Genomic DNA, 24,392 nt, shown 5'->3' with positions numbered 1-24,392 from the left:
GGGCCACAAAGGAACAGGGATGGCCGACACCGAAGGGACCGGCGCCGCAGGCCAAGGCGAGCGCGTCGTCATCAAGAAGTACGCCAACCGGCGGCTCTACAACACCGCGTCCTCGAGCTACGTCACGCTGGAGCACCTGGCGGACATGGTGAAGAAGGGCGTCGACTTCGTCGTCTATGACGCCAAGACCAACGAGGACATCACCCGCACGGTCCTCACCCAGATCATCTTCGAGGAGGAGAGCCAGGGGCAGAGCCTCCTGCCGATCCAGTTCCTGCGACAGCTGATCGGCTTCTACGGCAACTCCATGCAGGCCTTCCTGCCGAGCTACCTGGAGCTGTCGCTGGCGAGCTTCGCCCAGCAGCAGGAGCGGATGCGCCAGCAGTTCCAGGCGATCGGCCAGGGCGCCGGCCTGCCCTCCTACGAGGAGCAGATCCGCCAGAACATGCAGCTCTTCGACCGGGCGATGAAGATGTTCTCGCCCTTCGCCTATACGACGCCTGAGGAGTCGCCCCCCGCGGCCCGCCCCGAGGCGGCGCAGCCCGCTCCGCCGGCGTCGGACGACGCGCTCGCCGATCTCCGCAAGCGCATGGAGGAGATGCAGGCCCAGATCGAGAAGCTCGCGAAGCGCTGAGGACGGCGCCCACGGAAACTGTGGGCGGTTTCGCGGCCCCGGTGGGCAAGCTCCGCCGGAACCTTGTGGCGGCCTATGGTTTGCAGTTCGGTAAGCATGATGTCCCGAATTGATCCGATCCGCAGAGCCGCGATGTTGCGCCGGGCCGCCCGCCCCGACGCCGATGAGCCCGACGAGGCGCAGGAGACGCGCGGCTCGAACCTGCCCGTGCCGGTGGACAGCCCGCGCGCCGTTCCGCCGCGGAACGCCCGCCCGCACGGCGAGGCGGTGTTCGCCGCGCAGCTGCTGGGCCAGGACGGTCAGAAGCGCGGCCTGCGCGCCGGGGCCGAGCTGTTCGACCACGCCAAGACCAGCTACGTGCGCACCGAGTGGTCGGGATCCAAGGACCGCCGCGCCCGCAAGGGCCGGCTGACCCGCACCGAGGTCTAGCCCGCCTCGCGCCAGGCCTCCGCCAGGCGCTCCCGGACCTCGGCGTCCACCTCCTGCGGGGCGTTCAGCTCCAGGTGATGGGTGAAGCGGCCGGGCCTCGGCTCGACTACCTCCTTCCAGCGCGGCCAGTCGTCCCGCCTTCGCAGGTAGACCGACAGCACCAGCGGCGCGCCGCGGCCCCTCAGGTGCTGGCCGGGCCGCCAGGTGGCGGCGAACGGGCGACGCCGGCGGAAGCCCGCCTGGCTCTTCGTCACCCGCACCTCCGCCTCGCCGATCGCCTCGACGGCGGCGCGCACCGCCCGGTGGATCGCGAGCGACAGGGGATGGCCCGCGAACAAGCCCGCCTCGCCCATCTCAGCCGCCCCTCAGGCGCCGCAGCTCCGCCTCCAGGGCGGCCACGCGGCGCTCCAGGGCGGTGATCCGGGCCTCGGTCGCCGAGCCCTGGCCCGGGACGGGCGTGGAGACGCCGGCGCGGTCGGCCACCTCCTTCGCCTCCACGCCCAGCAGCTCGGCGAAAAGCGCCACCTCGGCGGCGGAAAGTTCCCGCTGATCCTTGAACACCAGCGCGATCTCCGCCTCGGACAACCCGGCGGCGGCGGCCAGCAGGCGGCGGGACAGCCCGCGTTCCCCTAGGCGGGCGTCGAACCATTCGGCGTCGAAGAAGAGGGCCATGGAGCTCCGGAACGTCTGGCGCGGGACTTGCTTAACCCTGATCGCAACCTTCGACCACGGGACCGGCCATGACTCAATTCGCCTTCCGCTTCGTCGACGTCACCGTGGTGACGCTGATCTTCTCGGCGCTGATCGGCGGGTGACCCTGTCCGGTTCCCGCCAGCGCGCGGGGGCTGGGTCTGGCAGCCTTCTCCCCGAGCAGAGGAGAAGAGCCATGACCTCCATCATCAAGCAGGTGACGATCGATGCGCCCGCCGACGCCGTCTGGGACGCCGTCGCCGATTTCGGCGCGGTCCACCGCCGCTTCGCGCCCGGCTTCGTCACGAACGTCGAGCTGATCCCCGGTGCGCGGATGGTGACCTTCGGCGACGGCCAGGTCGTGAAGGAGCTGTTCCTGGGCGCCGACCACGACGCCCGCCGGCTCGCCTACTCCGTCCGGATCCCGCAGCTGTCGCACCACAGCGCCTCGTTCCAGGTGGTGGACGAAGGCGCCGGCAGGAGCCGGCTGGTGTGGATCGCCGACGTGCTGCCCGACGAGATGGCCCCCTACATCGCCGGACGCATGGACGAGGGGCTGAAGGTCGCAAGGGAGACGCTCGGCCGCGTGCCGGCCGAGGCCTAGACCTCGTCGACGCCTTGCGGGTTGCGGGCGCGGGACTGCAGCCACATCACGCCCAGCAGGTCCGAAACCGAGACAAGCAGGCGGCCGAAGTTGGTGTACTTCGACACGCCCGTCTCGCGGTTGCGGTGGTTCACCGGCCGGAACGCCGTCTGATAGCCTTCGCGCAGCATGAGCGCCGGCAGGTAGCGGTGGATGTGGTCGAAGTAGGGGAGCCGCAGGAAGGCGTCGCGGCGGAAAGCCTTGAGCCCGCAGCCGGTGTCGTTGGCCGTGTCCTTCAGGAGGCGCTTGCGGACACCGTTGCCGATCCGCGACGCCACCTTCTTGGCCTGGCTGTCCTGCCGTTTCACCCGCTCGCCGCCGACCAGGGCCAGGTCCGGCGGACCGGCCAGCAGGGCGTCCACCAGCTTCGGCCCGTCGGCGGGGTCGTTCTGGCCGTCGCCATCCAGGGTGACGATGATCTCGCCGCGCGCCGCCAGGATGCCGGAGCGGATGGAGCGGCTCTGGCCGGAGTTCCTGCGGTGGGCGAGCACGCGCAGCTGCGGAATCTCGGCCTGCAGCGCCTTCAGCGCCGCGCGCGTGCCGTCGCGGCTGGCGTCGTCCACGAAGACCATCTCATAATCGCGGCCGTGGAAGGCGGCGGCGATCTCGCGCGCCAGGGCGGGGGCCGCGCCCTCCTCGTCGAAGACGGGGACCACAACGGAGATCTGGGGCGCTTGAGCCATGGTCCTCCCATAGCGGAAAAGCAGGCGAACGTAAGGATCGTGGTATCAGGGCCAAATGACGCTCGAAGGTGAACTGGCGCGCTGGAGCCGCGGCTGGCGGGGTCCCGCGGTGGCGGCGCTGATCGCCTTCCTGGCCGGCCTGCCGGGGGTCTTCGCCGTGCCGCCCCTCGATCGCGACGAATCGCGATTCGCCCAGGCCACCGCCCAGATGCTGGAGACCGGCGACTACGTCGTAATCCGCTACCAGGACCAGCCGCGGTTCAAGAAGCCGGTGGGCATCCACTGGATGCAGGCGGCCAGCGTCTCGACCTTCTCAAGTCCCGAAGCCCGGCAGATCTGGGCCTACCGCATCCCGTCCCTTCTGGGGGCGATGCTGGCCGCGGCGGCCTGCGCCTGGGGGGCGGCGGCGTTCTTCGGCGGACCGGCGGGCCTGCTGGCCGGGGCGATGCTGGGGACAACCTTCCTGCTCTCCACCGAGGCCTTCATCGCCAAGACCGACGCCATGCTCTGCGGCATGACGACGCTGGCGCTGGCGGCGCTCGCCAGGATCTACGGCGAGGCGCGCGGCGGACCGCCGGCCGGCAAGCGGGCGGTGCTGCTGTTCTGGCTGGGGATCGCCTTCGCCACCCTGATCAAGGGGCCGGTGGGGCCGCTGATCGTCGCCCTGACGATCGGCGCCCTCCTGCTCCTCGACCGCCGCCCGGCGTGGCTCGCGCGGCTCAACGGGTATTGGGGCCTGATCCTGGTGCTGGTCATCGTCGGCCCCTGGGCCGGCGCGGTGACGGTCGCCACCGACGGGGCCTTCTGGACCACGGCGCTGGCCGGCGACCTGGCCCCCAAGCTGGCCGGCGGCCAGGAGACCCACGGCGCGCCGCCGGGCTACCACACCCTGCTCGCGCCGCTGCTCACCTTCCCGATGACCCTGCTGCTGCCCGCCGCCCTGGTGACCGCCTGGCGCAGGCGGGGCGAGCCCGGGGTGCGCTTCGCGGTCGCCTGGTTTGTCCCCGGCTTCCTGTTCTTCGAGCTTCTGCCCACCAAGCTGGTGCACTATCCGCTGCTGACCTACGGCGCGCTCGCCTGGCTGGCCGCCGCGGCGCTGGCCGAGCCCCTGGGGCCGAAGGCCCGTTGGGTCGGCGCGGGCCTCTCCGCCTTCGCGGGCTTGGCCCTGGCGGGCGGCGCCGTCTACCTGCTCTCGGCCTACGGCGACGCCGCGGACGTCGTCGCCGCGGCGCTCACCGCCGGCCTGCTGGCCGCGGGGGGCCTTGTCGGCGCCTACATGATCCTCCGGCGAGCCCCGCACACGGCGCTCGTCAGCGCCTTGGGCCTGGGCGTGCTGGGCCACGGGGCCCTGGCCGCGGGCCTGGCGCCGCGGCTGGACCCGCTCTGGCTCTCCGACCGCACCGAGCACGCGCTCGCCGCCGCCCGTCTGCTGCCGCGACAGGGGGTAGCCGAGGCGCCGGTGGCGGTCGCGGGTTTCGCCGAGCCCAGCCTGGTCTTCGCGCTCGGCACCCCCACCGAACTGGAGGACGCCGAGGAGGCCGCCCAAGCCATCGCCGAGGGCCGCCCCGCCGTCGTCGAGGCCCGGGAGGAGGCCGCCTTCCGCCAGGCGCTCGCCGCCGCCGGCGCCCGCGCCCGCCTGGTGACGGAGATCGAGGGCTTGGACTATTCGAACGGCGATGAGATGACGCTGCGCGTCTACCAGTCCGCCCGAGGAGCCGCCGGATGAGCCGCAGGATCGAGATCGTGGAAGTGGGTCCCCGCGACGGCCTGCAGAACGAGAAGACGCTGCTCGAGGTCGACCAGAAGCTCGAGCTGATCCGCAGGCTGGAGGCCGCTGGCGCGAAGCGGATGGAGGTGGTCTCCTTCGTCAACCCGCGCCGGGTGCCGCAGATGGCCGGCGCCGAGGAGATCATGGCCGCCCTGCCGCCCGAGGCCGGCAAGGGCCGCATCGGCCTGGTCCTGAACATGAAGGGCTGGGAGCGCTGCGTGGAGGCCAGGTGCGACGAGGCCAATGTGGTGGTCTGCGCCACCGACGGCTTCGGCATCCGCAACCAGGGCGCCTCGGTGGCCGAGCAGGTGGATGCGCTGCGCGCCATCATGGCCGTGCGCCGCAAGGAGGACCCGCCGGTGACGGTGACCGTCTCGGTCGCCTTCGGCTGCCCGTTCGACGGCGAGGTGCCGGAGGACCGGGTGGTAGAGATCGTCTCCGCGGCCGCCGACCTGCGCGTCGCCGAGATCGCGCTGGCCGACACCATCGGGGTGGCGGACCCCTGGACCGTGCGTCGCCGCATCGAGGCGGCCCGCAAGGCCGCGCCGAACACCAAGCTGCGGATGCACTTCCACGACACCCGCAACACCGGCCTGGCCAACGCCTTCGCCAGCGTAGAGGCCGGCGTGGACGTGCTGGACGCCAGCGTCGGCGGCCTGGGCGGCTGCCCCTTCGCGCCCAACGCCACCGGCAACATCGGCACCGAGGACCTCGTCTACATGCTGGAGCGCGCCGGCTTCGAGACCGGCTACGACCTCGACGAGCTCATCGGGATCGGCACCTGGGTGTCGGACCTCCTGGGCAAGAAGGTCGCCTCGTCGGTCGGCCGGGCCGGCAGCTTCCCGTTCCGCACCGCCTGACGCACGCCCGGTGCGCGTCTTCCTCGACTTCGAGGCCTCGTCGCTGAGCGACGACAGCTATCCCATCGAAGTCGGCTGGGTCTTTGAGGACGGGACCGAGGAGGCCCACCTGATCGCGCCCGCGCCGAAGTGGACCGACTGGGATCCGGGGGCCGAGGCCATCCACGGCGTCTCCCGCGCGACGCTGCAGCGCGAGGGCGAGCCGCACGAGGCCGTGGCGCGGCGGATGCTGGAGACGCTGTCCGGGCACGAGCTCTACGCCAGCTCGCCGTCCTGGGACGGCAAGTGGCTGAGCGTGCTGCTGCGGGCGGCGGGCCTGCCGCGCCACGCCCTGCGGCTCAAGGACTCCGAGATGGCCTTCGCGGAAGCCGCCGAGGCGATCCTCGCCCCTCGCCTGTCCGAGCCGGACGCGGAGGCGGCCAAGCTCGCGATCCTGGCGCAGGCCCAGCAGGAACGCGCCGGGCGCCCCGTCGCCCACCGGGCGCTGGCGGATGCGCAGGAGGAGCGGCGGACCTGGCTGCGGGTGCAGGCGCTCGCCGCGGAATGGGGCGCTAGGCCCGGCCCCTCAAGCGCCACATGATCGGCCGCGCCACGGCGGCGCCGACCACCACCGGGACCAGCAGGAGGGCGATGGCGCGCTCCGAGACGCTGCGGGCGCGCTTCTGGAAGTAGCGGGCGAGGCCGACGCCCTTGTGGAACTCCACCTTCAGCGGGCTGGTCTGGCTGGTGTGGCCAAGGTGGATCACCTCGGCCTTCGGGTGGAACAGCACCAGACCGCCCTGCTCGCGCACCCGCCAGCAGAGGTCCACGTCCTCCACGTGCAGGAAGTACTTCTCGTCGAAGCCGCGCACGGCGTCGAAGTCCTCGCGGCGCATGCAGAAGCAGGCGCCGGAGATGGTCGGCACCGGGGTGATCTGGTCGGGGGCGGCGTCGCCCTCCCAGTGCACCTCGTAGCGTCGCCAGGCGGGCACCCGCTGGGCCAGTTGCGACAACGACAGCAGCGCGCTGAACGGGGTGATGTCGCCGCGGCGGGCGCCGCGCTGCTCCGTCCGGTCGGCGTTCAGCACCCGGCCGCCGACGATACAGGGCACGGCGCGGCCCTCGATCTCGCGGACCAGCTCGGCGATGCAGCCGGGCTGCAGGAAGGCGTCCGGATTGAGGAAGACCAGGATCTCCCCGGTGGCCGCCCGGGCGCCAAGGTTGGCGCCACGGGCGAAGCCCACGTTGCCGTGGCCGGAGATCAGCTTCACGCGGCGGTCGCGGGCGACCTCGCGCAGGCGCGCGGACTCCGCCCCGGTGGACCCGTTGTCGACGATGACGAATTCGTCGACGTGGGTGTCCGCCAGGACGCAGGCCACGCTCTCCTCGAGCGCCTCACCGGTCATGTAGACGACCATCACCACCGAGACGCTGCGGCGCTGCCGCAGGTCGTCCGGCGCCGGCGCGGGCTCTACAGCGACGATCGGTGCGGCGACGCCGTTCATCCAGCCTCCCTCGCCCCGATGTCCCCGGGCGCCGAAAGCGCCCCCCTAGCCCGGGCAAGATCGGGCGGAGTCGCCTGCAAGGCAAGCATGTTCGCCGCTGCATCCAGGGCGAGAATCTCCTGGCCGTCGGAGCCGAGGCGCCGGAGGGCCACCTTGCCCTCCTCAGCTTCGCGGCGTCCGACCACGGCGATCACCGGGACCTTGGCGAGGCTGTGCTCGCGGATCTTGTAGTTGATCTTCTCGTTGCGCAGATCGGTCTCCACCCGCAGCCCCTTCGCCCTCAGGTCGGCGGCGACCTTGTGCGCGAAGTCGTCGGCGTCGGACGTGATGGTCGTCACGACCACCTGCACGGGAGCGAGCCACAGGGGGAAAGCGCCTGCGTAGCTCTCGATCATGACGCCGATGAACCGCTCCATCGAGCCGCAGATCGCCCTGTGCAGCATCACCGGCCGCTGCTTGGATCCGTCTTCGGCCACGTATTCGGCGTCCAGTCGCTCGGGCAGCACATAGTCGAGCTGCAGCGTGCCGCATTGCCACGTGCGGCCGATGGCGTCCTTCAGGTGGAACTCGAGCTTGGGCCCGTAGAAGGCGCCTTCCCCAGGCAGGTGCTCCACCTTCTCGATGCCCGCGGCCAGCGCCGCCCGCTCCAGCTTCTGCTCCGCGGCGTCCCAGATCTCGTCCGTGCCGAACCGTTCGTCGGGACGAAGGGCCAGCTTCACGGCGTGCAGCTCCAGGCCGCAGTCGCGATAGACCGCTTCCAGCAGGCGGATGAACTTCGTCGACTCCGCCTCGATCTGGTCCTCGCGGCAGAAGATGTGAGCGTCGTCCTGGGTGAAGGCGCGCACCCGGAAGATGCCGTGCAGGGCGCCCGACGGCTCGTAGCGGTGGCAGGATCCGAACTCCGCCATGCGCAGCGGCAGGTCGCGGTAGCTCTTCTGGCCGTGGTTGAAGATCTGCACGTGGCCCGGGCAGTTCATCGGCTTGACGGCGAGGACCTCGCCCTCCTCCGTCTCGCAGGTGAACATGTTCTTGCCGAACTTCTGCCAGTGGCCGGACCGCTCCCACATCTCGCGGTCCATGATCTGCGGCGCCTTCACCTCGACGTAGCCGTCGTCGTCCAGCATGCGGCGCATGTAGGCCTCCACCGAGCGGTAGAGCGTCCAGCCCTTCGGGTGCCAGAAGATCATCCCCTTGGCCTCTTCCTGCATGTGGAAGAGGTCCATGGCCCGGCCGATCTTGCGGTGGTCGCGCTTCTCGGCTTCCTCGATGCGGTGGATGTAGGCCTCGAGCTCGGCCTCGGTGGCCCAGGCCGTGCCGTAGATGCGCTGGAGCATCGGGTTGCGGTGGTCGCCGCGCCAGTAGGCTCCGGCCAGCTTGGTCAGCTTGAAGGCCTTGCCCGCCGCCTTCGTGGACGGCAGGTGCGGCCCCCGGCAGAGGTCCTTCCACTGGCCCTGCTTGTAGACCGTGATCTTCTCGCCGGCCGGGATGCTCTCGATGATCTGGGCCTTGTACTCCTCGCCGATGTCGCGGAAGTGCCGGATCGCCTCGTCGCGGTCCCACTCCTCGCGGCGGATCGGCTCGTCGCGGTCGACGATCTCCTTCATCCGCTGCTCGATCTTGGCCAGGTCATCCAGGCTGAACGGCTCATCGCGGGCGAAGTCGTAGTAGAAGCCGTCCTCGATGGCCGGACCGATCGTCACCTGGGTGCCGGGGAACAGCTCCTGCACGGCCTCGGCCAGGATGTGGCTGACGTCGTGGCGGATGGTCTCCAGCGCCTCGGGCGCCTCGCGCGTCAGGATCTCGAACCTGCCGCCCTTCTCCAGCGGCCGGTCGAGGTCGAGGAGCTCGCCGTCCAGCTTGATGAGGATGGCCTTCTTCTCCAGCGACTTGGAGATGCCGGCGGCCACGTCGCGCCCCGTCACGCCTTCGTCGAAGGAGCGCTTGGAGCCGTCGGGGAAAATCAGGTCGATCATGTCTTACGGGTTCCGGGTGCGGGCGGCGGCGGGTCGTAGCCCGCCGGGCCCCAGGGATTGCAGCGGCACACCCGGCGCGCGCCCAGCCAGGCGCCGCGCCAGGGGCCATGACTGATCAGGGCCTGCGCCGTGTACTCCGAACAGGTCGGGAGGAACCGGCACTGCCGCCCGATCAGCGGCGAAAGCGTCAGCTTGTAGGCGCGCAACGCGCCCCTGACGCACCTCTCGTAGAAAGTCATGCCGGCTACGGGATGGATGAAAGTCGGGCCGGGCTTACGCCCCGCTCACGAGAGGATCAAGCCGCGCCGGCGGGGCTAGTTCGCGCCGTGGCCTGCCGCACAGCCTCGGTCACGGCCTCGAACGCGAGCAGCGTCGAGGCGTGGCGGGCCGGGTAGTCCTTCACGGGCGCGAGCATTTCCAGATCCGAAAACCGTCCATCGGGCGGCGAACCACCCTCTTTCAGCATAGCACGGAACTGGTCGCGGGCCACTTCCAGCTCCGGAAGGGTGGCGCCGATCACATGGGCGCCCAGCACCGAGGCCGCGGCCTGGCCCAGCGCGCAGGCCTTCACCTCCTGGGCGAAGTCGGCGACGACGCCGTCCTCCACCTTCACGTCGACCAGAACCCGGCTGCCGCACAGCTTGGCCACCTTCTCGACGCTCGCGTCGGGCGCGTCGAGCCGCCCGACCCGCGGCAGGTTGGCCGCGAGCTTCAGGAGCTTCGCCGAATAGAGGTCGTCGATCATCGGCCCTTAGTTCCGGATCGCGGGCCGGTCTGTCAAACGCCGGACCGCTGGCGCGTCAGCGCGCCGCGACCGCCGCCATGAAGACGATGGCGGCGATGGTGATCCAGATGATCGAGTTGACCAGCATGCGCAGCAGGCCGCGCTCGTGCTCGTCGGTCGTGCCGAGCCGGTCGGCGAGCATGTTGCCGGGCGTGTAGAAGATCGACTTGAGCAGGTTCATGACGGGCGCCCTTCGCCGCCGTCCATCGGCGACCGAAGGCGTCCGAATATCCGACCACAGCAGTCGGACATACTCCGGGAAAGTACGTAGCTGGGCCGCCCGCTCAGCTCTGCCGGGCCTGCCAGGCGGCCTCGGCGCGCGCCTTCAAGGCCTCGTTCATCTGGCCGAAGCCCCGATGCACCGAGCGACCCACCTGGCGAAGCGCGCTCTTGGCCAGCAGGCCCTGGAACAGCTCGCCGTTGTTGACGATGCAGCCGGCCTCGGAGAGCGCGTCGATCTCGATGAAGCGGATGGACTTCATCAGCCCGCCCATCAGGGTCAGCCGCCAGTGGAGCTGCTCGTTGGGCACCCATTCCAGCACCACCGGCTGGATCTGGCGCTCGGCCTGGCCCGGCAGCGCGAGCGTCATGTCGAGGGTTTCGCCGAGCCGGATCTGCCCGACGGCGCGGGGATAGAGCGGGTTCCACTCGTGCCAGCGCTCCAGGTCGTAGAGCACGTCCCAGATCACCTCGGCCGGCGCCTGCACGCCGATGCGGTGCTCGATACGGATGCCGGTGGGGCCCTTGGGCTTCACCGGCTTGGGGGCGCCGGGAAGCTGCGGTCCGGCGGCGGGGCCGCGCGAGCCGAACATGCCGGCCTTCATCTGTGGGGGCGGAGTGAAACCCATCACGCCTGTTCCTTGATCCTCCAGGTGGCGCCGGTCGGGCCGTCCATGACCTCGACGTTCAGCGCCGCCAGTTCAGCCCTTATACGATCGGCTTGCGGCCAATCCTTGGCGGTCCGGGCCGCTTGCCGCGCGGCGAGCAGCTCTTCCACCTTGGCCTTCAGGCTATCGTCGGCCCCGCCCTGGAACCAGGCTTGCGGGTCGCCGGCGAGGAAACCCATCAGGCCCCCAGCCTGCCGCAGCAGGTCGCGGCCGCTGGCGGCGGCGGCGACGTCCTTGGCCATCACCGCGCTCCGGACCAGGTCGGCCAGCTGGAACAGGGCGGCAAACGCGCCCGGCGTGTTGAGGTCGTCCTCGAGCGCCGCGAACACCGCCTCGTAGGCCTTGCGCTGGGCCGGGGTCTCCCGACCGCCTGCGGCCGGGTCGCCCTCGCCGGACAGGAAGCGGGCGGTGTCGTCCAGCACACGGTAGAGCCGGTCGAGCGCGCTCTTGGCCTGCTCGATCAGTTCGCCGTTCCACTCCAGGGGCGCGCGGTAGTGCCCGACCAGCAGAGCCCAGCGCAGGGCCTCGCCCGGATATTGCTTCAGGAGGTCGTGGGCCAGGGCGACGTTGCCCAGGCTCTTGGACATCTTCTCCTCGGCCATGTTCAGGAAGCCGTTGTGCAGCCAGAAGCGGGCGTACTCGCGCCCGTGGCCGGCGCACACGCCCTGGGCCAACTCGTTCTCGTGATGCGGGAAGACGAGGTCGATGCCGCCGCCGTGGATGTCGATGGGCAGGCCGAGCGCCTGGTCGATCATCGCCGTGCACTCGATGTGCCAGCCGGGCCGGCCGGGGCCCCAGGGGCTTTCCCACTCGGGCTCGCCGGGCTTCGAGGGCTTCCAGAGGACGAAGTCGCGCGGGTCCTGCTTGTAGGGCGCCACGTCCACCCGGGCGCCGGCGATCAGGTCCTCCAGCGGGCGGCCCGAGAGCTTGCCGTAGTCGGCGAAGGCCTGAGTGTTGAAGAGCACGTGCCCCTCGGCGGCATAGGCGGCGTTGTTGCGCACCAGGTCGCCGATCATGGCGACGATGGCCTCCATGGTCTCCGTCGCCCGCGGCTGGAAGGTCGGCGGCAGGGCGCCGAGCGCGGCGGCGTCGGCGTTGTAGGCCGCCAGATAGCGCTCGGTGATCTCGCGGATCGGCACGCCCTCGGCCTGGGCCTTCGCGTTGATCTTGTCGTCCACGTCCGTGACGTTGGCCGCGTAGAGGACGTGGTCCTCGCCGTAGATGTGGCGCAGCACCCGGAACAGCAGGTCGAAAACCACCACCGGCCGGAAGTTGCCGATGTGGGCGAAGTTGTAGACCGTCGGCCCGCACACATACATCGTCACCCGCTCGGGATCCTGGGGCGCGAAGGGCCGCTTCGAGCGGCTCATGGTGTCGTACAGGTGCAGGGTCATGGTCTCGGGCTAACGCAGCGTTACAGTTGCCGCCGGCGGCGGCCTGCCCATATACATTTCGCCCGGACGGGAGGCCACGGGAACCATTCCGGGGGCCCTCCATCCAATGTGTAGGGTGGCACGCGTCATTTCCGGGACCTTCGTCCCGGCGCAACTCAGCCCTGGAAAGAACCGCCTCAGACATGGACGCCATCCGCGACCGAACCCTGGTCGGAGCCGATCAGGAACTTGAAGCCGTGAAGCGCCCGACGCGCGAAGAAGCGATGGAGGCGGTGCGCACGCTCATCGCCTGGGCCGGCGACGATCCCCGGCGCGAAGGCGTGATCGACACCCCCAAGCGCGTGGTCGACGCCTACGCCGAATGGTTCGAGGGCTACCACCTCGACCCGGCCAAGGAGCTGTCGCGCACCTTCGAGGACGTGCAGGGCTACGACGACATCGTCATGCTGCGCGACATCGAGGTGGAGAGCCACTGCGAGCACCACATGGCCCCGTTCCTCGGCAAGGCCTACGTCGCCTACATGCCGACCAACCGGGTGGTCGGCATCTCCAAGCTGGCCAAGGTGGTCGAGATCTTCGCCCGCCGGCTCCAGACCCAGGAAACCATGACCCAGCAGATCGCCGACGCCATCACCGACAGCCTGCGCCCGGCCGGCGTGGCGGTCCTGATCGACGCGGCGCACCAGTGCATGACCACGCGCGGCGTCCACCACCGTCACGTCTCGACTATCACCACCCAGTTCACCGGGGTCTTCAAGACCGACCCGACGCTGCGCCAGCGCTTCCTGGACTTCGTGAACCGGAAGTAGCGCGCCGCCCGGCCTCCGCTGTCGCGCGACAGGGGAGGCCGGGCGCACGCGGCCGCATTGCCGTGCTTGATCTTTGGCCATGAGTGGGCCGGGGTGACGGCATGAAGTGGCTCTTGCTGATCGCCGTCCTCGTCGCCGTCGCCCTGCTCGCCACGCGCGGGATCTGGCGAGGGCCGACGGATCGCGCGCCTCCCCCACCCGCGGCGCGGATCTCGGCCGACTGCGAGGGACCGGCCGAGTTCGCCGAAGCGGCGCGGGCCAATGCGCGCGACTTCGCCGGCCTCCCCTGGGCCCCGTTCGGCGTCGAAGAGCGCGGCTGGGACGCCTATGCCCCGGTGATCGCACGGGAGGTGGGGACCGACTGCGCGCCCGACTCGCCGGGCTTCGCCGCCGCCCTCGCGAGATGGCAGGCCGGCCAGAAGCTCCCGGCCACGGGCCGCGTGGACGCCGCCAGCTTCGAGAAGATGCGGGTGGCCTGGATGCTGCGACGGCCGTTCGTGATCGCCACCCGCCAGGGACAGTGTCCGCAGGCTCCCGCCGAGGCGACCCTCGCCCAGGCTCGCCCTGAGGAGGGTTACTGGCGAAAGCCGGTGCAGCTCCGCCCGGCGGCGCTCGAGGCCTACCGCAAGCTCGTCGCCGCCGCGCGCCGCGACGTCCCCGATCTCGCCGCCGACCCGGAGCTGCTCACCATCGTCTCGGGCTACCGCAACCCGCAGGCCGATGCGGCCCGCTGCGCGGCGGCGGGGAACTGCGGCGGGCCGGCGCGGGCCAACTGCTCGGCGCACCTGACGGGCCTGGCGACGGACCTCTACGTTGGCGCCGCGCCCGGCCAGGATCCCACCTCCAGCACCGACACCAACCGCTCCTTCCAGGCGCAGACCCGGCTCTACGCCTGGATGGCGCGCAACGCCGAGCGCTTCGGCTTCGTCGGCTATCCTTACGAGCCCTGGCACTGGGAATGGACCGGCGAGCCCGTCACCCCCTAGGCCCGGGGGCGGCGGCGCGGCATATGTCGGGGATGGACAAGCACGACCTAGAGCAGGGCGAGACGCTCGCGCCCCGGTTCGACGCCAACGGCCTGATCGCGGCGGTGGCGACGCACGCCGACACCGGCGAGGTGCTCATGCTGGCCTGGATGAACGCCGAGGCCCTGGACCGCACCCTCGCCACCGGCGAGGCCCACTACTGGAGCCGCTCGCGCGGCGAGCTCTGGCACAAGGGCGCGACCAGCGGCCAGGTGCAGACGGTCGCCGAACTGCGCGTCGACTGCGACCAGGACGCCGTCTGGCTGAAGGTCCGGCCGCAGGGCGACGGCGGCGCCTGCCACACCGGCGCACGGTCCTGCTTCTACCGCGCCATCGAGGGCGGCAGACTGGTGCGCCGGCCATGACCGTCCTGCAGGCGCTGCTGGCCTTCGGAGTGGCCGCGGCCCTCCTCACGATCACCCCTGGGCTGGACACCGCCCTCGTCCTGCGTACCGCCGCCGTGGAGGGGCCGAAGCGCGCGGCCCTGGCCGGCGTCGGCATCGTGGCGGGGTGCCTGGTGTGGGGCGCGGCCGTGGCCTTCGGCCTGGGCGCGTTGCTGGACGCCTCCCAGCTCGCCTTCCAGGTGCTGAAGTGGGCGGGCGCGGCCTACCTTGTCTGGCTCGGCGTGAACCTGATCCTGAAGCCCCGCGACCGGTTCGACGCGGCGAGCGCGCCGGTCCAGGACGGCGACGGCCTCGCCTGGATGCGCCGCGGCTTCCTCACCAACCTGCTGAACCCCAAGGTCGGCGTCTTCTACGTCAGCTTCCTGCCGCAGTTCCTGCCACAGGGCGTGGCGGCCGGGCCGTTCATCTTCCTGCTGGCCGCGCTGCACGGCGCGATGGGGCTCGCCTGGTTCGCGGCCCTGATCGCCGCCACCCGGCCGATCGCCGGCGCCCTGCAGAAGGCCGCCATCGTCCGCTGGCTGGACCGCCTGACCGGCGGCGTTTTTCTGGCGTTCGGCCTGCGCCTGGCCCTGGAGCGGCGCTAGGCCTCGGCCGGCTGCGCCACCCCGGTCCCGTCGGGCCGCACGACGAAGCGCTTCACAGGGGCCGCCGTGAACGCCGGCTCGACGATGGTGGAAACCGCCACCATCTCCGCCCTCGCCTCGCCACGGGTCAGGGTGAGCAGGACGAAACCCTTGGCCATCTGGTTGTTGTAGAGCACCTCGGGATTGGCCCGGGCGATGATCTCGCCGAAGTCCAGGCCCTTCACCACCTCGCCGGCGCCGGGGCTGGTGATCCCGGTCGTGCCGAACTCCGCCGCCACCCGCCGGCCCGACGCGTCCTTCAGCTCGTTCGCCCAGAAGGAGTGGCTGTCGCCCGAGAGCACGATAGGCCGGGCCCTGGCCTGGCGGAACAGGCCGTAGAGCCGCTCCCGGTCCGCCGGATAGCCGTCCCACATGTCGAGCGCCGCCGGCACGCCCAGGGCCGCGGCCTCGTCGCGCCGCTCGATGCGCCGCAGCGCCCGGGGCTCGACCTTGGCCGCCTCGTCGGGGGTCAGCGCCGCGCGCAGCGGCGCGTCGACGCGGGCCATGACCACCTGGTTGCCGATCACCTGCCAGGCATGGCCGGCCTTCACCGAAGCGGCCAGTTCACGGCCGATCCAGGCCTCCTGGGCCGGGCCCATCATCCGCCGGGCGGGATCGTTGAGCCGGGCCTTGAAGGCGGCGACGTCCGGCTTGCCGTCCACCATCGGCAGGTCGCGCTCGAGGTCGAGCTGCTGGTCGCGAGCGGCGAGCCTGGTCTCCACCATGATCAGCTGCGCCAGGTCGCCGAACCGGAAGCTGCGGGCGGCGGCCTCCGCCAGGCCCTGGCCGGGCGCGGGCTCGCGGATTGGCATCCACTCGTAATAGGCCTTCAGCGCCACCGCCTTGCGCGCGGCCCAGTCGCCCTCGGCGCCCGGCGTGTGGTTCTCGGCGCCGTTCATCCAGCTGTCGTTGGCCGTCTCGTGGTCGTCCCAGGCGACGATCCAGGGCGCGCGGGCGTGCGCCGCCTGCAGGCCGGGATCGGACTTGTACTGGGCGTGGCGCGTCCGGTAGTCGGCCAGGCTGACGATCTCGCGGTAGGGCGCATGCCGGCGCTGGGGCGCGACGGGCGAGTTGTCGCCGTAGCTGTCGGGCCCGCCGTACTCGTAGATGTAGTCGCCGAGGTGCAGCACCGCGTCCACGCGCGGCAGGTCGGCGATAGCTTGGTAGGCGTGGAAGTAGCCGTTCGGATAGAGGCTGCAGGAGGCCACAGCCAGGACCACGTCCTTCACCCCGCCGGCCGGCAGGGTGCGGGTGCGGCCGGTGGGCGAGGCCACCCCCGCCGCTTCGAACGCGAAGGCGTAGGCCCGGCCCGGCGTCAGCCCCGCCACGTCCACCTTGCAGGTGTAGTCGCGACCGGGGCCTGTGACGCCGACGCCCGATCTCGCGCCGCCCGCGCGCCGGTCCACGGGATCGAGCCGCCAGCGGTATTCGATTTCGCCGCCGGGCGTTTCCGGCGTGATCCGGGTCCAGATCACCACCCGGTCCTGCAGCGGGTCGCCCGAGGCCACGCCGTGGCGGAACGCCACCGTTCCCGTCGTCGCCTGCGCGGCGGCCGGCCCGGCCGCCCCAAGACCCAGCAGCGCCAGCGCGCGTCGCCTGTCGATCCTCATGGTCGTTCCCCCCGTGTCCCGCCCGTAGTATGGCCGCGACATCACCACAGGAGCATGACAGGCATGTCGAAGGAAGGCCTCCACGTCCCCCGCGAGAAGCTGTCCCGGGACACGCTGAACAAGCACTACGCCATCACCTCGATCATCGAGGAGCTGGAGGCCGTCGACTGGTACCGGCAGCGGGCCGACGACTGCGACGACGCCGAGCTGAAGGCCATCCTGCTGCACAACGCCCGCGAGGAGCTGGAGCACGCGGCCATGGTGCTGGAGTGGCTGCGCCGCAACGACGACGAGGCAGCCGAACAGTTCAAGGAATACCTGTTCAAGGACGGCTCCATCGCCGGCCACGAGGAAGGCGCCAGCGAGAAGCATGGCCTCTGAGGACGACCTCGGGATCGAGACGGAGGCGGAGCCGGCCGGCGTCCTCTCCGTCGAGATCGCCGCCGAGGAGGCCGGCGAGCGGATCGACAAGGCGCTGGCCCTTCGCCTGCCGGAGCTGTCGCGGGCCCGCCTGCAGGCGCTGATCGCCGAGGCCCGCGTCAGCGTCGATGGCCGCCCGGTGACCAGCGGCTCGGCCAAGACCATGGCCGGGACCTACCGCGTCGAGGTCCCGCCGCCGGAGCCGGCGGAGCCGCAGGCCGAGGCGATCCCGCTCACCATCCTCTACGAGGACGCGCACCTCGTCGTGCTCGACAAGCCGCCGGGCATGGCCATGCACCCGGCGCCGGGAAGCGAACGCGGCACCGTGGTCAACGCCCTCCTGCACCACTGCGGGGAGAGCCTCTCGGGCATCGGCGGCGTGGCGCGGCCGGGCATCGTCCACCGCATCGACAAGGAGACCTCCGGCGTGGTGGTGGCCGCCAAGAGCGACGCCGCGCACCAGGGGCTCTCGGCCCTGTTCGCCGCCCACGACATCGAGCGGGTCTACGTCGCCTTCACGCGCGGCGCGCCGAACCCGTCGCGCGGCACCATCGAGGGCGCGATCGCCCGCTCCACCCACGACCGCAAGAAGATGGCCCTGGTGAAGTCCGGCGGCCGCCACGCGATCACCCACTACAGGGTCGAGCGCACCTTCGGCCCGCAGGAGAAGCCGCTGGCGGCCCGCGTCGCCTGCCGGCTGGAAACCGGGCGCACCCACCAGATCCGCGTGCACCTGGCGTCGAAGGGGACGCCCTGCCTGGGCGACCCCACCTACGGCTCCGGCCCGCCGGCCGAGAAGGTGCGCGAGGCGGTGCGGGCGTCGGGGCTCGCGCGCCAGGCGCTGCACGCCGCCGTGCTGGGTTTCCGCCACCCGGTCACCGGCGAGGACCTGCGCTTCGAGAGCCCGCTGCCGGCCGACATGGCGCGGCTGGAGAGCCTACTGGCGGCGCTCTGAGCCAAGGCGCACGAGCGTCAGGACCGCGGCGATCCCCGCGAGGCTGAGCGCCAGGAACCGCGGATCGTGGCGGCCGCCGAAGAACGGCAGCGAGAAGGCGGCGACGTTGTCGAGGGCGTGGAACAGGGCGACGGCGAAGACGCTGCGGCCGGCCCCGAAGTAGAGCCGGGTCATCACCACGCGAACCGCGACGATGTTGGCGCATTGCCAGGCGATCCAGTCCCAGCCGCGGCCGGCCTGCAGGAAGGGCACGACGTGCCAGAGGGCCCAGAAGGCGCCCAGCAGCAGGGCGGCGCGCAGCTCGCCGAGCCGGCGGGCCATGGGCTCGATGGCGTAGCCGCACCAGCCCAGCTCCTCGCCGAGGCCGGCGGCCAGGAAGGCCACGAACATGGCGAGGTAAATCCAGGGCGTAGCGCCCGTGCCCGTCGGTGCGCCGTCGACCACGGTCCAGGCGACGAGGCCCAGCGCCGGCATCAGCAGGATCAGCAGGGGCCAGGCGCCGCGGCCGCGCATGCGGCCGCCGTCGAACGCGCGCCGCAGGAAGGCCGCCAGCGCGCCGCGCCCGCCGGAGCGCGCCACGAGGATCGCCGCCGCCACCGCCGGCATGAAGGCCATCAGCCCACTGAGCGGCAGGCCCGCCAGCGGCTGGACCGGCGCGAGCGCCCCGAGGATCCAGAACGGGAGCGAGAGGACGAGAACGAGGGCGAAGAAGGGGATGAGCCCCCTCTCGCCCTCCGCCTCCTCCGCCGGCCCGCGCATGCGCATGACCGCAGGCTAGCGCGGCGGGCGGCCGCCGGTCTTGCGAATGGTCAAGCCGGCACGGCCTCGCCGGCCGCGGCGGCCTCGAGCTTGGCCACGTCCAGCTTGACCATCTGCATCATGGCCGTGGTCACCCGCTTCACCACCTCGGTGTCCTCGTCGGTGATGAGGTCGATGAGCCGCTGGGGCGTGACCTGCCAGCTGAAGCCGAACCTGTCCTTCAGCCAGCCGCACTGGCTCTCGCGGCCGCCGCCCTCCAGCAGCTTCTCCCAGTAGTAGTCGACCTCCGCCTGGTCCTTGCAGCGGATCTCCATCGAGACCGCCTCGCTGAAGGTGAAATGCGGGCCGCCGTTGATGCCGACGAACGGCTGCCCGTCGAGCTCCCACTCAACCGTAACCGCGGTCCCGGCGGGACCCGGGCCGACTTCGGTGTACCGGGCGATCTTGCCCACCTTCGAATTGGGGAAGATCGAGACGTAGAAGTTGGCCGCCTCTTCGGCGTTGGCGTCGAACCAGAGGTTCGGAGTGATCTTCGGCATGGTCGCCTCCTCTTTCGGAACAGCTCCCCAAGGACGCGCGGCGCGGCGCGGCGCCGACAACCAGGCGCCGGTTTTGCGCTGGCGCAAAGCTTTACTGCACGCCCTGTGAGAATCCTTCGCCTTGATGGCGCCCAAGTCGGGGCGTAGAAAACCCGACTAGAGCAGTCGGACATTCGCGCCGTCCTCCCAGGCGGCCTAGCTTCACCGCAACCTCGTACCTATCTCACTGGTTGGAGGGGGCGGATGGTCCTTGCGCGTGGTCGCGCCGATGGCCCGAACGTCCGGGAAAATTGAGGGGATAATCCATGGCCGCTACGTCGCTTGCCGTGATGTCGCCGGAAGGCGGCCTCAGCCGGTACCTGTCAGAAATCCGCAAGTTCCCGATGCTGGCCAAGGACGAGGAGTTCATGCTCGCCAAGGCGTGGCAGGAACACCAGGATCCCGAGGCGGCGCACCGCCTCGTCACCAGCCACCTGCGTCTTGTGGCGAAGATCGCCATGGGCTACCGCGGCTACGGCCTGCCGATCGGCGAGGTGATCTCCGAAGGCAACGTCGGCCTGATGCAGGCGGTGAAGAAGTTCGACCCGGACAAGGGCTTCCGGCTGGCCACCTACGCCATGTGGTGGATCCGGGCCTCGATCCAGGAATACATCCTGCGCTCGTGGTCGCTCGTGAAGATGGGCACCACCGCGGCGCAGAAGAAGCTGTTCTTCAACCTGCGCAAGGCGAAGTCCGAGATCGCCGCCCTGCAGGAAGGCGACCTGCGCCCCGACCAGGTCAGCCAGATCGCCACCAAGCTCGGCGTGCTGGACGAGGAAGTGATCAGCATGAACCGCCGGCTGTCCGGCGGGGACGCCTCGCTGAACTCGCCCCTGCGCGCCGACTCCGAGAGCGAGTGGCAGGACTGGCTGGTGGACGAGGACACCCCCTCGCAGGAGAGCCTGGTCGCAGAGGAGCAGGAGAAATCCATCCGCATGAGCCTGCTCGAGGAGGCGATGACGGAGCTCACCGATCGGGAGCGCCACATCCTCACCGAGCGGCGGCTGAAGGACGAGCCCACCACGCTCGAAGAGCTCGCCTCGCAGTACGGCGTCAGCCGCGAGCGGGTCCGCCAGATCGAGGTGCGGGCCTTCGAGAAGCTGCAGAAGTCGATGCGGGCGGCCGCGGAGGAGCGGAACCTCGTCGACGCCTGAGCCGGCGTCGATGATCGGACACGCAAAGGGCGCCCCGAGCGATCGGCGGCGCCCTTCTTCTTTTCAGCCTCGGGCCGCGATCAGAGCCGGACGACCCGCTTCTCGTCGTGCTGCGCCGGGAGGTAGCTGAGCAGCGGCACGGCGCGGCGCTCCACCTCGATGGCCGTCAGGTCCGGCTTGCTGCGGGCCTCGAACAGGAAGTGGTGGAAGGCGGTCGCCGCGGCGGCCAGCTTCTCGTCGCCAAGCGCGCGGCCGGCCTCCAGCAGTTCGTCGGTCTGGGCCACCAAGGCGCGCAGCGCCTGGCCGCGCTCCTCCTCGATCGCCGCGGCGGCCGAGCGGATGATCTTCAGCGCCTGGGCGATGCGGGCGGCCTCGGCAGTGGGCTCGGTGTCGGCGTGGCGTTTCAGCGGGCCGGAATAGTCGCCGGAGTTGAACCGCCGGCGGTCGGGGCCGACATAGCCCACGGCCTCCACCCAGTCGCGGCGGTGCAGGGTGACCGCTTCCAGCCTTTTCACCAGGTCCTTCACCGTAAAGGGCTTGCGCAGGAACTCGTGCACGCCGGCGTCGCGGGCCGCGAGGATCGAGGCGGCCGTCGCCTGGCCGGTGAGGAGGATCACCGGCGCCTTGCGGCAGGCGAGGTCGGAGCGGCGCAGCTTCCGGGTGAAGGCGATGCCGTCCACCTTCTCGGAGGCGAGCTCACAGAAGATGATCTGCGGATTGACCCGGTCGGCCAGCTTCAGCGCCTTGTCGACGGTGGTGGCGGTCCAGATCTCCGGCTTGGACACCGTGCGCATGAGCTCGCCGATGACCCGCGCGCCGGTCGGCTGCGGGTCCACGACGAGCACCCGTTGCAGCATGGGCGCCATGCGCTGGATAGTCTTGTTGTCGTTATTGGCGAACACGAGCGGTCTCCCCGCGCGTGGTATGCGCCCGGGACGGTAAAGAACGCCTTGACGATGCGGCGTTCGCCGAACGGCTGCGTCAGTCCTGGAAGGGGTCGCGCATCAGGATGGTGTCGTCCCGCTGCGGACTGGTCGAGAGCAGCGCCACCGGGGCCCCGATGAGCTCCTCGATCCGCCGCACGTACTTCACCGCGCTGGCCGGCAGATCGCGCCAGGACCGGGCGCCCTGGGTGGTTTCGCTCCAGCCCTCCATCTCCTCGTAGACGGGAGTCAGCGCGGCCTGGGCCTTCAGGCCGGCCGGAAGGTAGCCGACCTCCTGGTCGCCCAGCCGGTAGCTGGTGCAGATCTTCAGCGTCGGCAGGCCGTCCAGCACGTCGAGCTTGGTCAGCGCGATGCCGCCGATGCCGTTCAGCGCCACCGACTGGCGGACCAGGGCGGCGTCGAACCAGCCGCAGCGGCGCGAGCGGCCGGTCACCGTGCCGAATTCCCGGCCCACCGTGCCCAGGTGCTGGCCCACCTCGTCGAACAGCTCGGTGGGGAACGGCCCCTCGCCCACGCGCGTGGTGTAGGCCTTCACGATCCCCAGCACGTAGCCCACGCCCTTCGGACCCAGGCCCGAACCGGCTGCGGCCTGACCGGCCACCGTGTTGGAGGAGGTCACGTAAGGGTAGGTGCCGTGATCCACGTCCAGCAGGGCGCCCTGGGCGCCTTCGAACAGCACCCGGCGGCCCTTCTTCACCACTTCGTCCAGCAGCAGCCAGGCCGGGCGGGCGAAGGGCAGGATCTTCGGCGCCAGCGCCTCCAGCTCGGCCAGCAGGGCCCGGCCGTCGTATTCGGGCAGGCCGAGGCCCCGGCGCAGCGGGCCGTGGTGGGCGAGCAGGCGGTCGATCTTCACCTCCAGCGCCTCGCGGTCGGCGAGGTCGGCCACCCGGATCGCGCGGCGGCCGACCTTGTCCTCGTAGGCCGGGCCGATGCCGCGCCCTGTGGTGCCGATCTTGTTCTGGGCCGCCGCCTCTCGCGCCTGGTCGAGGTCGCGGTGCAGCGGCAGGATCAGGGCGGCGTTGTCCGCCACAACCAGCAGCTCGGGCGTGATCGCCACGCCCTGCCCGCCGAGGGTCTCGATCTCCTTCAGGAGGTGCCAGGGATCGACCACCACCCCATTACCGATCACCGACAGCTTGCCCTGGACCACGCCGGAGGGAAGCAGGGACAGCTTGTAGGTCTGGTCGCCGACGACGAGGGTGTGGCCGGCGTTGTGGCCGCCCTGGAAGCGCACGACCACGTCGGCCCGGTTGGACAGCCAGTCCACCAGCTTGCCCTTACCCTCGTCGCCCCACTGGGCGCCGATAACGGTGACATTGGCCATGGATACGATCTCCCGACCTGCCCGGGAGGAGACCAGCGGCCCTTCGACAGGTGCTCGGCGGCTGGACTTGGATCGATTGTCGGCCGCGCGTTTAGACCAGCGGGGGGTTCGCCTCAAGCCCCTCGCGCGCTATCACCCCGATCATGGACATCCCCCGCTTCCACCTGGCCTTCCCCGTGCGCGACCTGGAGGAGGCCCGCGGCTTCTACGGTGGGCTGCTGGGCTGCCCCGAGGGGCGGTCGAGCCCGGAGTGGATCGACTTCGACTTCTACGGCCACCAAATCGTCGCCCACCTGTCGCCCGAGGAGGCCGGCCACAAGGCCACCAATCCGGTGGACGGCCACGACGTGCCGGTCCGCCACTTCGGCGCGATCCTCACCCTGCCCGCCTGGCAGGCCCTGGCCGAAAAGCTCCGCGGCGCGGGGGTGAAGTTCGTCATCGAGCCGAACATCCGCTTCAAGGGCCAGCCCGGCGAGCAGGCGACGATGTTCTTCCTCGACCCCTCCGGCAACGCGCTGGAGTTCAAGGCCTTCGCCGACGACGCCATGGTCTTCGCGAAATGAACGCCGTGGTCCCGACGATCACCTTGGCCGACATCGAGGCCGCCGCGGCCCGTCTGAAGGGCCAGGCGGTCGAGACCCCGCTGATCGAGAGCCCGGCGCTGAACGAGCGCCTGGGCCTGCGCGTCCTGATCAAGCCCGAGACGCTGCAGCGGGTGGGCGCCTTCAAGTTCCGCGGCGCCTACAACCGCCTGGTCCAGCTCGACGCCGACCAGCGCGCGCGCGGCGTCGTGGCCTTCTCCTCCGGCAACCATGCCCAGGGCGTGGCGCTGGCGGCGAAGTTGCTGGGCCTGCCGGCGGTGATCGTGATGCCGGACGACGCGCCGTCGGTGAAGGTGGAGGCGACCAAGGGCTACGGCGCGGAGGTGCGCTTCTACAACCGCCTGACCGGCCAGACCCGCGAGCAGATCGCAGCCGAGATCGCGAAGGAACGCGGCGCGGTCGTGGTGCCGGCCTTCGACGACCCGCACATCGTCGCCGGCCAGGGCACGGTGGGGCTGGAGATGGTGCGCCAGGCGCAGGCGCTGGGCGCCACGCTGGACGCCGCCATCGCCCCGATCAGCGGCGGCGGCCTGCTGGCGGGCATGGCCACCGCGATCAAGGCGCTATCGCCGCAGACCGCCATTGTGGGCGCCGAGCCGGCCGCCTTCGACGACACCCTGCAGTCGCTGCAGAAGGGGGAGCGGGTGACCATCAAGCCCTCGGGCCGCTCCTACTGTGACGCGCTGGAGAGCCCCTTTCCGGGCGAGATCACCTTCCCGATCATGCGGCGCACGGTGGCTGACGTGGCGACCGTCACCGACGCCGAGGTGGCCGAGGCCATGCGCTACGCTTTCGCGACGCTGAAGCTCGTCGTCGAGCCCGGCGGCGCCGCAGGCCTGGCCGCGCTGCTGGCCGGCAAGGTGAAGCCGTTCGGACCGACGGTGGGCCTCGTGCTCTCCGGCGGCAACGTGGATCCCGAGTTCTTCGCCAGGGTGCTCCGCGGCGAGGCCTAGGCT

General features: G+C 71.0%; 30 protein-coding genes. 15 read left to right on the top strand and 15 right to left on the bottom strand.

Going from position 1 to position 24,392, the window contains the following annotated elements; genetic code table 11:
- Window positions 1-19 precede the first annotated feature (19 nt).
- Both phaR and VM685_RS20770 read left to right on the top strand, forming a co-directional pair.
- Window positions 20-634: a polyhydroxyalkanoate synthesis repressor PhaR gene (gene phaR / locus VM685_RS20775; RefSeq protein WP_325462113.1), complete on the top strand. Its 615-nt coding sequence runs from the start codon at window positions 20-22 to the stop codon at window positions 632-634.
- A 132-nt stretch (window positions 635-766) separates the two neighbouring features.
- The gene (locus VM685_RS20770) at window positions 767-1,063 is read left to right on the top strand and encodes a hypothetical protein (RefSeq protein WP_325462112.1); all 297 of its coding nucleotides are present in this window, start codon (window positions 767-769) and stop codon (window positions 1,061-1,063) included.
- On the opposite strand, the gene VM685_RS20765 is transcribed toward VM685_RS20770, so the two are convergent.
- Both VM685_RS20765 and VM685_RS20760 read right to left on the bottom strand, forming a co-directional pair.
- Complete coding sequence (locus tag VM685_RS20765; protein ID WP_325462111.1) at window positions 1,060-1,416, bottom strand: DUF5655 domain-containing protein; 357 nt, start codon at window positions 1,414-1,416, stop codon at window positions 1,060-1,062. The genes VM685_RS20770 and VM685_RS20765 overlap by 4 nt on opposite strands.
- Before the next feature lies 1 nt (window position 1,417).
- Entirely contained in the window at window positions 1,418-1,735 is a 318-nt protein-coding gene (locus tag VM685_RS20760; RefSeq protein WP_325462110.1) for a helix-turn-helix transcriptional regulator, read from the bottom strand.
- Between the two features lie 214 nt (window positions 1,736-1,949).
- Between VM685_RS20760 and VM685_RS20755 the strand changes: the two genes are divergently transcribed.
- The gene (locus VM685_RS20755; protein WP_325462109.1) at window positions 1,950-2,357 is read left to right on the top strand and encodes an SRPBCC family protein; all 408 of its coding nucleotides are present in this window, start codon (window positions 1,950-1,952) and stop codon (window positions 2,355-2,357) included.
- Here VM685_RS20755 and VM685_RS20750 read toward each other — a convergent pair.
- Window positions 2,354-3,079, bottom strand: a complete 726-nt coding sequence (locus VM685_RS20750) for a glycosyltransferase family 2 protein (RefSeq protein ID WP_325462108.1) — start codon at window positions 3,077-3,079, stop codon at window positions 2,354-2,356. The genes VM685_RS20755 and VM685_RS20750 overlap by 4 nt on opposite strands.
- Window positions 3,080-3,134: 55 nt before the next feature.
- Here VM685_RS20750 and VM685_RS20745 point away from each other — a divergent pair, with 55 nt between their 5' ends.
- The 3 genes from VM685_RS20745 to VM685_RS20735 are packed head-to-tail and all read left to right on the top strand — an operon-like array spanning window position 3,135 to window position 6,287.
- Window positions 3,135-4,805: a glycosyltransferase family 39 protein gene (locus VM685_RS20745; RefSeq protein WP_325462107.1), complete on the top strand. Its 1,671-nt coding sequence runs from the start codon at window positions 3,135-3,137 to the stop codon at window positions 4,803-4,805.
- A complete protein-coding gene (locus tag VM685_RS20740) occupies window positions 4,802-5,707 on the top strand; it encodes a hydroxymethylglutaryl-CoA lyase (protein WP_325462106.1) in 906 nt (301 codons plus the stop codon). Before VM685_RS20745 ends, VM685_RS20740 begins: the two co-directional genes overlap by 4 nt.
- Window positions 5,708-5,717: 10 nt before the next feature.
- Window positions 5,718-6,287, top strand: coding sequence for a hypothetical protein (locus VM685_RS20735; protein ID WP_325462105.1), 570 nt, complete (start codon window positions 5,718-5,720; stop codon window positions 6,285-6,287).
- Here VM685_RS20735 and VM685_RS20730 read toward each other — a convergent pair.
- From VM685_RS20730 to cysS, 7 genes are all read right to left on the bottom strand, one after another.
- The gene (locus VM685_RS20730; protein WP_325462104.1) at window positions 6,259-7,191 is read right to left on the bottom strand and encodes a glycosyltransferase family 2 protein; all 933 of its coding nucleotides are present in this window, start codon (window positions 7,189-7,191) and stop codon (window positions 6,259-6,261) included. The two genes, VM685_RS20735 and VM685_RS20730, sit on opposite strands and share 29 nt — an antisense overlap.
- Window positions 7,188-9,164, bottom strand: a complete 1,977-nt coding sequence (gene thrS, locus VM685_RS20725) for a threonine--tRNA ligase (RefSeq protein WP_325462103.1) — start codon at window positions 9,162-9,164, stop codon at window positions 7,188-7,190. The genes VM685_RS20730 and thrS overlap by 4 nt, the downstream gene beginning before the upstream one ends.
- Complete coding sequence (gene yidD / locus VM685_RS20720) at window positions 9,161-9,403, bottom strand: membrane protein insertion efficiency factor YidD (protein ID WP_325462102.1); 243 nt, start codon at window positions 9,401-9,403, stop codon at window positions 9,161-9,163. The genes thrS and yidD overlap by 4 nt, the downstream gene beginning before the upstream one ends.
- A gap of 56 nt (window positions 9,404-9,459) precedes the next feature.
- On the bottom strand, window positions 9,460-9,909 hold the full coding sequence (locus tag VM685_RS20715; protein ID WP_325462101.1) for an iron-sulfur cluster assembly scaffold protein: 450 nt from the start codon (window positions 9,907-9,909) through the stop codon (window positions 9,460-9,462).
- Between the two features lie 55 nt (window positions 9,910-9,964).
- Window positions 9,965-10,129, bottom strand: coding sequence for a hypothetical protein (locus VM685_RS20710; RefSeq protein ID WP_325462100.1), 165 nt, complete (start codon window positions 10,127-10,129; stop codon window positions 9,965-9,967).
- A gap of 103 nt (window positions 10,130-10,232) precedes the next feature.
- Window positions 10,233-10,796, bottom strand: a complete 564-nt coding sequence (locus VM685_RS20705; protein ID WP_325462099.1) for an SRPBCC domain-containing protein — start codon at window positions 10,794-10,796, stop codon at window positions 10,233-10,235.
- Entirely contained in the window at window positions 10,796-12,229 is a 1,434-nt protein-coding gene (cysS, locus tag VM685_RS20700; RefSeq protein WP_325462098.1) for a cysteine--tRNA ligase, read from the bottom strand. The genes VM685_RS20705 and cysS overlap by 1 nt, the downstream gene beginning before the upstream one ends.
- 182 nt (window positions 12,230-12,411) lie before the next feature.
- Here cysS and folE point away from each other — a divergent pair, with 182 nt between their 5' ends.
- From folE to VM685_RS20680, 4 genes are all read left to right on the top strand, one after another.
- Entirely contained in the window at window positions 12,412-13,038 is a 627-nt protein-coding gene (folE, locus tag VM685_RS20695) for a GTP cyclohydrolase I FolE (protein ID WP_325462097.1), read from the top strand.
- Between the two features lie 101 nt (window positions 13,039-13,139).
- Window positions 13,140-14,024, top strand: a complete 885-nt coding sequence (locus VM685_RS20690; protein WP_325462096.1) for a D-alanyl-D-alanine carboxypeptidase family protein — start codon at window positions 13,140-13,142, stop codon at window positions 14,022-14,024.
- 32 nt (window positions 14,025-14,056) lie between these two features.
- Window positions 14,057-14,428 (top strand): phosphoribosyl-AMP cyclohydrolase, encoded by a 372-nt coding sequence (gene hisI / locus VM685_RS20685; RefSeq protein WP_325462095.1) that lies wholly within the window; start codon window positions 14,057-14,059, stop codon window positions 14,426-14,428.
- Complete coding sequence (locus VM685_RS20680) at window positions 14,425-15,051, top strand: LysE family translocator (protein ID WP_325462094.1); 627 nt, start codon at window positions 14,425-14,427, stop codon at window positions 15,049-15,051. The genes hisI and VM685_RS20680 overlap by 4 nt, the downstream gene beginning before the upstream one ends.
- Here VM685_RS20680 and VM685_RS20675 read toward each other — a convergent pair.
- Entirely contained in the window at window positions 15,048-16,700 is a 1,653-nt protein-coding gene (locus VM685_RS20675) for an alkaline phosphatase D family protein (protein WP_325462093.1), read from the bottom strand. The genes VM685_RS20680 and VM685_RS20675 overlap by 4 nt on opposite strands.
- 63 nt (window positions 16,701-16,763) lie before the next feature.
- On the opposite strand from VM685_RS20675, the gene VM685_RS20670 reads away from it, so the two are divergent.
- Both VM685_RS20670 and VM685_RS20665 read left to right on the top strand, forming a co-directional pair.
- Window positions 16,764-17,081, top strand: coding sequence for a ferritin (locus VM685_RS20670; protein WP_325462092.1), 318 nt, complete (start codon window positions 16,764-16,766; stop codon window positions 17,079-17,081).
- Window positions 17,071-18,075, top strand: coding sequence for an RluA family pseudouridine synthase (locus tag VM685_RS20665; RefSeq protein WP_325462091.1), 1,005 nt, complete (start codon window positions 17,071-17,073; stop codon window positions 18,073-18,075). Before VM685_RS20670 ends, VM685_RS20665 begins: the two co-directional genes overlap by 11 nt.
- Here VM685_RS20665 and VM685_RS20660 read toward each other — a convergent pair.
- Entirely contained in the window at window positions 18,058-18,840 is a 783-nt protein-coding gene (locus VM685_RS20660) for a CPBP family intramembrane glutamic endopeptidase (protein WP_325462090.1), read from the bottom strand. The genes VM685_RS20665 and VM685_RS20660 overlap by 18 nt on opposite strands.
- Before the next feature lie 44 nt (window positions 18,841-18,884).
- Window positions 18,885-19,373 carry a VOC family protein gene (locus tag VM685_RS20655; protein ID WP_325462089.1) on the bottom strand — a complete coding sequence of 163 codons (489 nt, stop codon included), beginning with the start codon at window positions 19,371-19,373 and terminating at the stop codon, window positions 18,885-18,887.
- A 305-nt stretch (window positions 19,374-19,678) separates the two neighbouring features.
- Here VM685_RS20655 and rpoH point away from each other — a divergent pair, with 305 nt between their 5' ends.
- A complete protein-coding gene (gene rpoH, locus VM685_RS20650) occupies window positions 19,679-20,566 on the top strand; it encodes an RNA polymerase sigma factor RpoH (RefSeq protein WP_325462088.1) in 888 nt (295 codons plus the stop codon).
- An 80-nt stretch (window positions 20,567-20,646) separates the two neighbouring features.
- Here rpoH and VM685_RS20645 read toward each other — a convergent pair whose 3' ends face one another.
- Both VM685_RS20645 and VM685_RS20640 read right to left on the bottom strand, forming a co-directional pair.
- Entirely contained in the window at window positions 20,647-21,468 is an 822-nt protein-coding gene (locus tag VM685_RS20645) for a response regulator (protein ID WP_325462087.1), read from the bottom strand.
- Window positions 21,469-21,547: 79 nt separating this feature from the next.
- Window positions 21,548-22,834, bottom strand: coding sequence for an adenylosuccinate synthase (locus tag VM685_RS20640; RefSeq protein ID WP_325462086.1), 1,287 nt, complete (start codon window positions 22,832-22,834; stop codon window positions 21,548-21,550).
- A gap of 143 nt (window positions 22,835-22,977) precedes the next feature.
- Here VM685_RS20640 and VM685_RS20635 point away from each other — a divergent pair, with 143 nt between their 5' ends.
- Together VM685_RS20635 and VM685_RS20630 are read left to right on the top strand one after the other, a co-directional pair.
- On the top strand, window positions 22,978-23,397 hold the full coding sequence (locus VM685_RS20635; RefSeq protein WP_325462085.1) for a VOC family protein: 420 nt from the start codon (window positions 22,978-22,980) through the stop codon (window positions 23,395-23,397).
- Window positions 23,394-24,389 (top strand): threonine/serine dehydratase, encoded by a 996-nt coding sequence (locus VM685_RS20630; RefSeq protein WP_325462084.1) that lies wholly within the window; start codon window positions 23,394-23,396, stop codon window positions 24,387-24,389. Before VM685_RS20635 ends, VM685_RS20630 begins: the two co-directional genes overlap by 4 nt.
- Window positions 24,390-24,392 lie beyond the last annotated feature (3 nt).

Source organism: Phenylobacterium sp. (assembly GCF_035539035.1).
GTDB lineage: Bacteria > Pseudomonadota > Alphaproteobacteria > Caulobacterales > Caulobacteraceae > Phenylobacterium.
The sequence above is the reverse complement of the archived record's forward strand: the minus strand, read 5'-3'. Positions and strand labels throughout refer to the sequence as shown.

What these genes read in the sequence shown, in the direction of transcription:
- hisI (WP_325462095.1), top strand. Translation starts at nt 14,057, where the DNA reads ATGGACAAGCACGACCTAGAGCAGGGCGAGACGCTCGCGCCCCGGTTC.
- VM685_RS20640 (WP_325462086.1), bottom strand. Translation starts at nt 22,834, where the DNA reads ATGGCCAATGTCACCGTTATCGGCGCCCAGTGGGGCGACGAGGGTAAG.
- VM685_RS20750 (WP_325462108.1), bottom strand. Translation starts at nt 3,079, where the DNA reads ATGGCTCAAGCGCCCCAGATCTCCGTTGTGGTCCCCGTCTTCGACGAG.
- VM685_RS20730 (WP_325462104.1), bottom strand. Translation starts at nt 7,191, where the DNA reads ATGAACGGCGTCGCCGCACCGATCGTCGCTGTAGAGCCCGCGCCGGCG.
- VM685_RS20655 (WP_325462089.1), bottom strand. Translation starts at nt 19,373, where the DNA reads ATGCCGAAGATCACTCCGAACCTCTGGTTCGACGCCAACGCCGAAGAG.
- VM685_RS20635 (WP_325462085.1), top strand. Translation starts at nt 22,978, where the DNA reads ATGGACATCCCCCGCTTCCACCTGGCCTTCCCCGTGCGCGACCTGGAG.
- VM685_RS20755 (WP_325462109.1), top strand. Translation starts at nt 1,950, where the DNA reads ATGACCTCCATCATCAAGCAGGTGACGATCGATGCGCCCGCCGACGCC.
- VM685_RS20760 (WP_325462110.1), bottom strand. Translation starts at nt 1,735, where the DNA reads ATGGCCCTCTTCTTCGACGCCGAATGGTTCGACGCCCGCCTAGGGGAA.
- VM685_RS20740 (WP_325462106.1), top strand. Translation starts at nt 4,802, where the DNA reads ATGAGCCGCAGGATCGAGATCGTGGAAGTGGGTCCCCGCGACGGCCTG.
- phaR (WP_325462113.1), top strand. Translation starts at nt 20, where the DNA reads ATGGCCGACACCGAAGGGACCGGCGCCGCAGGCCAAGGCGAGCGCGTC.
- VM685_RS20670 (WP_325462092.1), top strand. Translation starts at nt 16,764, where the DNA reads ATGTCGAAGGAAGGCCTCCACGTCCCCCGCGAGAAGCTGTCCCGGGAC.
- VM685_RS20745 (WP_325462107.1), top strand. Translation starts at nt 3,135, where the DNA reads ATGACGCTCGAAGGTGAACTGGCGCGCTGGAGCCGCGGCTGGCGGGGT.
- VM685_RS20665 (WP_325462091.1), top strand. Translation starts at nt 17,071, where the DNA reads ATGGCCTCTGAGGACGACCTCGGGATCGAGACGGAGGCGGAGCCGGCC.
- VM685_RS20660 (WP_325462090.1), bottom strand. Translation starts at nt 18,840, where the DNA reads ATGCGCATGCGCGGGCCGGCGGAGGAGGCGGAGGGCGAGAGGGGGCTC.
- VM685_RS20710 (WP_325462100.1), bottom strand. Translation starts at nt 10,129, where the DNA reads ATGAACCTGCTCAAGTCGATCTTCTACACGCCCGGCAACATGCTCGCC.
- VM685_RS20680 (WP_325462094.1), top strand. Translation starts at nt 14,425, where the DNA reads ATGACCGTCCTGCAGGCGCTGCTGGCCTTCGGAGTGGCCGCGGCCCTC.
- thrS (WP_325462103.1), bottom strand. Translation starts at nt 9,164, where the DNA reads ATGATCGACCTGATTTTCCCCGACGGCTCCAAGCGCTCCTTCGACGAA.
- VM685_RS20765 (WP_325462111.1), bottom strand. Translation starts at nt 1,416, where the DNA reads ATGGGCGAGGCGGGCTTGTTCGCGGGCCATCCCCTGTCGCTCGCGATC.
- cysS (WP_325462098.1), bottom strand. Translation starts at nt 12,229, where the DNA reads ATGACCCTGCACCTGTACGACACCATGAGCCGCTCGAAGCGGCCCTTC.
- folE (WP_325462097.1), top strand. Translation starts at nt 12,412, where the DNA reads ATGGACGCCATCCGCGACCGAACCCTGGTCGGAGCCGATCAGGAACTT.
- VM685_RS20675 (WP_325462093.1), bottom strand. Translation starts at nt 16,700, where the DNA reads ATGAGGATCGACAGGCGACGCGCGCTGGCGCTGCTGGGTCTTGGGGCG.
- VM685_RS20690 (WP_325462096.1), top strand. Translation starts at nt 13,140, where the DNA reads ATGAAGTGGCTCTTGCTGATCGCCGTCCTCGTCGCCGTCGCCCTGCTC.
- rpoH (WP_325462088.1), top strand. Translation starts at nt 19,679, where the DNA reads ATGGCCGCTACGTCGCTTGCCGTGATGTCGCCGGAAGGCGGCCTCAGC.
- VM685_RS20630 (WP_325462084.1), top strand. Translation starts at nt 23,394, where the DNA reads ATGAACGCCGTGGTCCCGACGATCACCTTGGCCGACATCGAGGCCGCC.
- VM685_RS20715 (WP_325462101.1), bottom strand. Translation starts at nt 9,909, where the DNA reads ATGATCGACGACCTCTATTCGGCGAAGCTCCTGAAGCTCGCGGCCAAC.
- VM685_RS20705 (WP_325462099.1), bottom strand. Translation starts at nt 10,796, where the DNA reads ATGGGTTTCACTCCGCCCCCACAGATGAAGGCCGGCATGTTCGGCTCG.
- yidD (WP_325462102.1), bottom strand. Translation starts at nt 9,403, where the DNA reads ATGACTTTCTACGAGAGGTGCGTCAGGGGCGCGTTGCGCGCCTACAAG.
- VM685_RS20770 (WP_325462112.1), top strand. Translation starts at nt 767, where the DNA reads ATGTTGCGCCGGGCCGCCCGCCCCGACGCCGATGAGCCCGACGAGGCG.